The sequence below is a fragment of the Mycobacterium sp. E3339 genome (assembly GCF_001666915.1).
Classification (GTDB): domain Bacteria; phylum Actinomycetota; class Actinomycetes; order Mycobacteriales; family Mycobacteriaceae; genus Mycobacterium.
In genome coordinates this window covers 1-5832 of record NZ_LZIZ01000113.1, presented here as the reverse complement: position 1 = coordinate 5832, position 5832 = coordinate 1, and the positions used below count along the sequence as shown (strand labels likewise).

The 5832-nt window shown below is 67.6% G+C and carries 5 protein-coding genes; 2 read left to right on the top strand and 3 right to left on the bottom strand.

Annotated elements, in window-relative coordinates; genetic code table 11:
• Window positions 1-176 precede the first annotated feature (176 nt).
• The 3 genes from A5702_RS10310 to A5702_RS10300 all read right to left on the bottom strand — a co-directional run bounded on the left by A5702_RS10310 (window position 177) and on the right by A5702_RS10300 (window position 2903).
• Window positions 177-1274 carry an inositol-3-phosphate synthase gene (locus A5702_RS10310; protein WP_055399549.1) on the bottom strand — a complete coding sequence of 366 codons (1098 nt, stop codon included), beginning with the start codon at window positions 1272-1274 and terminating at the stop codon, window positions 177-179.
• Between the two features lie 57 nt (window positions 1275-1331).
• Complete coding sequence (locus A5702_RS10305; RefSeq protein ID WP_055399552.1) at window positions 1332-1874, bottom strand: PadR family transcriptional regulator; 543 nt, start codon at window positions 1872-1874, stop codon at window positions 1332-1334.
• Window positions 1875-2021: 147 nt separating this feature from the next.
• Window positions 2022-2903 carry a DUF1707 domain-containing protein gene (locus A5702_RS10300; protein WP_055399555.1) on the bottom strand — a complete coding sequence of 294 codons (882 nt, stop codon included), beginning with the start codon at window positions 2901-2903 and terminating at the stop codon, window positions 2022-2024.
• 120 nt (window positions 2904-3023) lie between these two features.
• Between A5702_RS10300 and A5702_RS10295 the strand changes: the two genes are divergently transcribed.
• Together A5702_RS10295 and A5702_RS10290 are read left to right on the top strand one after the other, a co-directional pair.
• Window positions 3024-3440, top strand: a complete 417-nt coding sequence (locus tag A5702_RS10295; RefSeq protein ID WP_055399665.1) for a DUF5318 domain-containing protein — start codon at window positions 3024-3026, stop codon at window positions 3438-3440.
• A partial coding sequence (locus A5702_RS10290; RefSeq protein WP_156669559.1) for a transglycosylase domain-containing protein occupies window positions 3433-5832 on the top strand: 2400 nt, incomplete at its 3' end. The genes A5702_RS10295 and A5702_RS10290, both read left to right, overlap by 8 nt.

Sequence of the window (5832 nt, the reverse complement as noted above, 5' to 3'; positions counted from 1 at the left end):
CACCCGCACAGCGCTGTGTCGCCGAAACGGCCGCGAGCGGCCGCAGCACCGAGCGTCACGCTGGTGTGGCGGGGGTCGCCGAGCGTCACGTTGGCGTGGCAAACAGGCCCGCCATCGAAACGATTCGTGGGGTGAGGTCACCGAAGCGACCTCACCGCACGAAGTTGAAAAAGCGGTCAGCCCTCGATGATGAACTCTTCGAGCTGGGTGCGCGCGACGTCGTCGGGCAGCTGCTGCGGCGGGCTCTTCATCAGGTACGCCGAGGCCGGGATCACCGGGCCGCCGATGCCGCGGTCCTTGGCGATCTTGGCCGCCCGCACCGCGTCGATGATCACGCCCGCCGAGTTGGGCGAGTCCCACACCTCGAGCTTGTACTCCAGGTTCAGCGGCACGTCACCGAAGGCGCGGCCTTCCAGCCGGACGTAGGCCCACTTGCGGTCGTCGAGCCAGCCGACGTGGTCGGACGGGCCGATGTGCACGTCCTTGGTCTTGAACTCGCGCTGCAGGTTGGAGGTGACGGCCTGCGTCTTGGAGATCTTCTTGGACTCCAGCCGCTCGCGCTCGAGCATGTTGAGGAAGTCCATGTTGCCACCGACGTTGAGCTGCATGGTGCGGTCCAGCTGCACGCCGCGGTCCTCGAACAGCTTGGCCATCACGCGGTGGGTGATGGTGGCGCCGACCTGGCTCTTGATGTCGTCACCCACGATCGGCACGCCGGCGTCGGCGAACTTCTTGGCCCACACGGGGTCCGAGGCGATGAACACCGGCAGCGCGTTGACGAACGCCACCCCGGCGTCGATGGCGCACTGCGCGTAGAACTTGTCGGCCTCTTCCGAGCCCACGGGCAGGTAGGACACCAGCACGTCGACCTCGGCGTCCTTGAGCGCCTTGACCACGTCGACCGGCTCGACGTCCGACAGCTCGATGGTGTCGGCGTAGTACTTACCGATGCCGTCCAGCGTCGGGCCGCGCTGCACCACCACGTTGGTGGGCGGCACGTCGGCGATCTTGATCGTGTTGTTCTCCGAGGCGAAGATCGCGTCCGAGAGGTCGAAGCCGACCTTCTTGGCGTCCACGTCGAAGGCGGCGACGAACTTGACGTCGCGCACGTGGTACTGGCCGAACTTGACATGCATCAGGCCGGGCACGGTGCTGTTCTCGTCGGCGTTCTGGTAGTACTCGACGCCCTGTACCAGCGAAGACGCGCAGTTACCGACGCCGACAATGGCGACTCGTACCTCCGTCGACGCGATTGGCGCGTTCTGGTCACTCATAGGGCGTTCTCCTAACTCCATAACTCTGTGTCGCAGCTGATGAATGTCGTGCAGGGTTTACGTCTGCTCGGAGAGGCCGGGCATTGCCCGCTCCGCAGCAATGAGCTCGTTGAGCCACTTCACTTCGCGCTCGCTGGACTCGAGCCCCAGTTGGTGAAGTTGGCGGGTGTAGCGGTCGAACGAGTTACTGGCCCGCGCCACGGCTTCGCGCAAGCCTTCCCGCCGCTCCTCGACCTGACGCCGGCGGCCTTCCAGGATGCGCATGCGCGCCTCCGCCGGAGTCCGGTTGAAGAACGCCAGGTGCACCCCGAAACCGTCGTCGGTGTAGTTGTGCGGGCCGGTGTCGGCCACCAGCTCACCGAAGCGCCGACGGCCCTCGTCGGTTAGCTGGTAGACGCGCCGCGCCCGCCGAACCGGCGTGCCGGCCGGGGCGGCGTCCTCGGCGATCAGCCCCTCGGCCTGCATCCGCCGGAGGGCCGGATACAGCGAACCGTACGAGAACGCGCGGAACGCACCGAGGAGACCGGTCAGCCGTTTGCGCAACTCGTAGCCGTGCATCGGCGATTCGATCAGAAGCCCCAGGATGGCGAGCTCGAGCACCGAATCACCCCCTTTGCACGATTGGTTACGACGGTCCGACGCCTCGCGTCATCGTATCGTCTCGATATATTCGCCACAACACCACCGGATGTTCGTTAGCTATTAGTCCGGCGGCCCGCGAATGGCCGCACGCCGGGAGCCGGCGGCCTAGGACGGCAGATTCAGCTGCTTGACGGTGCCGTCACCTGCGAAGACGATGTAGCCACCACCGTAGTCGCTGGAGACGTACAGCGACAGCGACAGCGCTCCAGGGGTGGTCGGGTCCGCCGCCGGTTCGATGTTCAGGTACTCGGTCTTGATGTCCGAGGGCTTCATGCGGAGGGTCTGGGGCGCGCCGCGCATGATGCCCACCGTCGCCGTGACGTCGAACTTGCTCAGGTCGACCGGGACCGGACCGTCCGCCGAGCTCTTCGCCGAGCTGGTCGGGTCGCCCCACCCGCCGCGATAGGTGTAGGCCAGCACCCGGCGATCGTCGGAGGGATCCGGCCGGTCCAGGACCGCGTACGTCGGGTAGATCACCAGCCGATACCCCACGACGTCGCCGAACCGTTTGCGGGTTTGCTGGATCAGACCGGTCAACCCGCCGACCGAATGCAGTTGGGTGGGCGGGGTCAGCACGACCGGGGCCACTCCGTCGGGCTTGGCCCCCGGGTCGGTGGTGAAGTCGAGCGGCGATTTGGTGTTGCCGTACATGCCCCAGCCGATGCCGACGCCCAGCAGCACCGACACGACGAACGCGGCGGCGAGCACCCCCCAACCGCGAAACGTCGGCGGCACCGGCCCGGCCTTGACGGTGGCCGTCGGCAGCGCGCTGCTGTCGGCCTGCAGGTCGCTGACGAGGTCCTGCAAGTCGCCGAGCGTGATCGCCTTGGTGGCGGCGCTCACCCGCTCGCGGTGCTCCTCCATGGACAGCTCGCCGTCGTTGAGCGCAGTGTCGAGAATCTTGCAGGCGTCCTGCCGGTTGATGTCTTTGGCGCGGGTGCTCGCCGCCACCCCAGCGCCGAGCGATGTCCCGAGCCATTTCGCCACGGGGATGATCGTAGAGTCCGGCCCCCATCCGCGCGGAACGCACCGGCCGATGACCTCGGTCGGGCCGCCACAGTTTTGGTTGCGTATCGGTGCTCGAGATGGCGACGTACTCTGGTGGGCGTGCGACTGCAGCGACAAGTGGTGGACTACGCGCTCCGGCGGCGAGCACTGCTGGCCGAGGTGTACTCGGGCCGCACCGGGGTCTCCGAGGTGTGCGACGCGAACCCTTATCTGCTGCGGGCCGCCAAGTTTCACGGGAAACCGAGCCAGGTCATGTGCCCGATCTGCCGCAAGGAGCAGCTGACGCTGGTGTCGTGGGTGTTCGGCGAACACCTGGGTCCGGTGTCGGGCTCGGCCCGCACGGCCGAAGAGTTGGTCTTGCTGGCAACCCGCTTCGACGAGTTCGCCGTCCACGTGGTGGAGGTATGCCGGACCTGCAGCTGGAACCATCTCGTCAGGTCCTATGTGCTCGGGGCGGCGCGCCCGCCGAAGGGCACCCGGACGGCGCGAAACGGCGCGCGCACGGCCATTGAGTAACGACGGACCCCACAACCAGTCGTCCAGTGACGCGGATGGGCCGGCGACTGAGCGTGTGGGCAAACATGGAAGCGGCGAGCGCCCGCGTGACACCCCGCCGCCGCCCGGCCAACGCCGGAGAGTTCCCCCCGACGACCGGATGACCACCATCCTCCCGCCGGTCGTCGACGACCGGTCGCCCCGGCGGCCCGATCCGAGCATCGACGAAGTCAAAGCGGCGCTGGAGGGCCCGCCGTCGGCGCCCCTGCAGCGCGACGCGCTCGAGGAGGTCAAGGCCGCGCTGGACAGCCGGACGTCGCCGCGGCGCAGCCGGACGAGTGCCGGAGGCCGGCCCCCGGGAGGGCCACCCCCACCGCCACCCGGGCCGGGCGGACGCCCCGGCGGACCGGACGGCTTGGGCCCCCGGCGGCGAGACGTCCATTGGAAGCAGCAGATCAACTGGTTGTGGGTGCGCCGCGCGGCCTACCTGTCGGCGGCGGTGCTGGTGGTGTTGCCGATCGTCACGTTCGCCATGGCCTACTTCATCGTCGACATTCCCAAGCCGGGCGATCTGCGCACCAATCAGGTCTCCACCATCCTGGCCAGCGACGGATCAGAGATCGCGAAAATCATTCCGCCCGAAGGTAATCGGGTGGACGTCAACATCAACCAGGTGCCGGTGCACGTGCGGCAGGCGGTGATCGCCGCCGAGGACCGCAATTTCTATTCGAACCCGGGCTTCGACTTCAGCGGTTTCGCGCGGGCGGTGAACAACAACCTGTTCGGCGACGGCGACCTGCAGGGCGGGTCCACGATCACCCAGCAGTACGTCAAGAACGCGCTGGTGGGTTCGGCCCAGCACGGCCTGAGCGGCCTGATGCGTAAGGCCAAAGAACTCGTCATCGCCACCAAGATGTCGGGGGAGTGGTCGAAAGACGATGTGCTGCAGGCCTATCTGAACATCATCTACTTCGGCCGGGGCGCCTACGGCATCTCCGCTGCCGCCAAGGCCTACTTCAACAAGCCCGTCGAGCAGCTCACCGTGTCGGAGGGGGCGCTGCTGGCGGCGCTGATTCGGCGGCCGTCCTCACTGGACCCGGCCGTGGATCCGCAGGGTGCCCGGGCCCGCTGGAACTGGGTGCTCGACGGCATGGTGGAGACCAAGGCGCTGTCACCCAGCGACCGGGCCGCGCAGGAGTTCCCGCAAACCGTGCCGCCCGATCAGGCGCGGGCGGAGAACCAGACGACCGGGCCCAACGGGCTCATCGAGCGTCAGGTGACCAAAGAGTTGATGGAGCTGTTCAACATCGACGAGCGGACCCTGAACACCCAGGGCCTGCAGGTGACCACCACCATCGATCCGAAGGCCCAGCAGGCCGCCGAGAAGGCGGTGTCGAAATACCTTGACGGGCAAGACCCCGACATGCGGTCGGCCGTGGTGTCGATCGACCCGCACGACGGGGCGATACGCGCCTACTACGGCGGTTCCGACGCAAACGGTTTCGACTTCGCCCAGGCCGGGCTGCAAACCGGTTCGTCATTCAAGGTGTTCGCGTTGGTCGCCGCGCTCGAGCAGGGCATCGGGCTGGGTTACCAGGTGGACAGCTCGCCGCTGACGGTCGACGGCATCAAGATCACCAACGTCGACGGCGAGGGTTGCGGCACGTGCAACATCGCCCAGGCGCTCAAGCAATCGCTGAACACCTCCTACTACCGGCTGATGCTCAAGCTCAAGGGCGGACCGCAGGCCGTCGCGGACGCCGCGCACCAGGCCGGCATCGCGACCAGCTTCCCCGGCGTGGACCACACGCTGTCCGAGGACGGCAAGGGCGGGCCACCCAACAACGGGGTGGTGTTGGGCCAGTACCAGACCCGGGTGATCGACATGGCCTCGGCCTACGCCACCCTGGCCGCCTCCGGGCTCTACCACCGGCCGCACTTCGTGCAGAAGGTCGTCAACTCCGACGGGCAGGTCCTGTTCGACGCGAGCAAGTCCGACAACAACGGCGAGCAGCGCATCCCGAAGGCCGTCGCCGACAACGTCACCGCGGCCATGGAGCCGATCGCCAGCTATTCGCGCGGCCACGCCTTGTCCGGCGGCAGGCCGTCGGCGGCCAAAACGGGCACCACGCAGCTGGGGGACACGAACGCGGACAAGGACGCCTGGATGGTCGGCTACACGCCGTCGTTGTCGACGGCCGTGTGGGTGGGCACCGCGAAGGGCGACGTGCCGCTCGTAACCGCCTCGGGCTCACCGGTTTACGGCTCGGGTCTGCCGTCGGACATCTGGAAGTCCACGATGGACGGTGCGCTGAAGGGCACGTCCAACGAGTCGTTCCCCAAGCCGACCGAGATCGGCGGTTACGCGGGTGTGCCCGTTTTGGCCGCCGACGGCCTGCCGCCGGACAAGGCG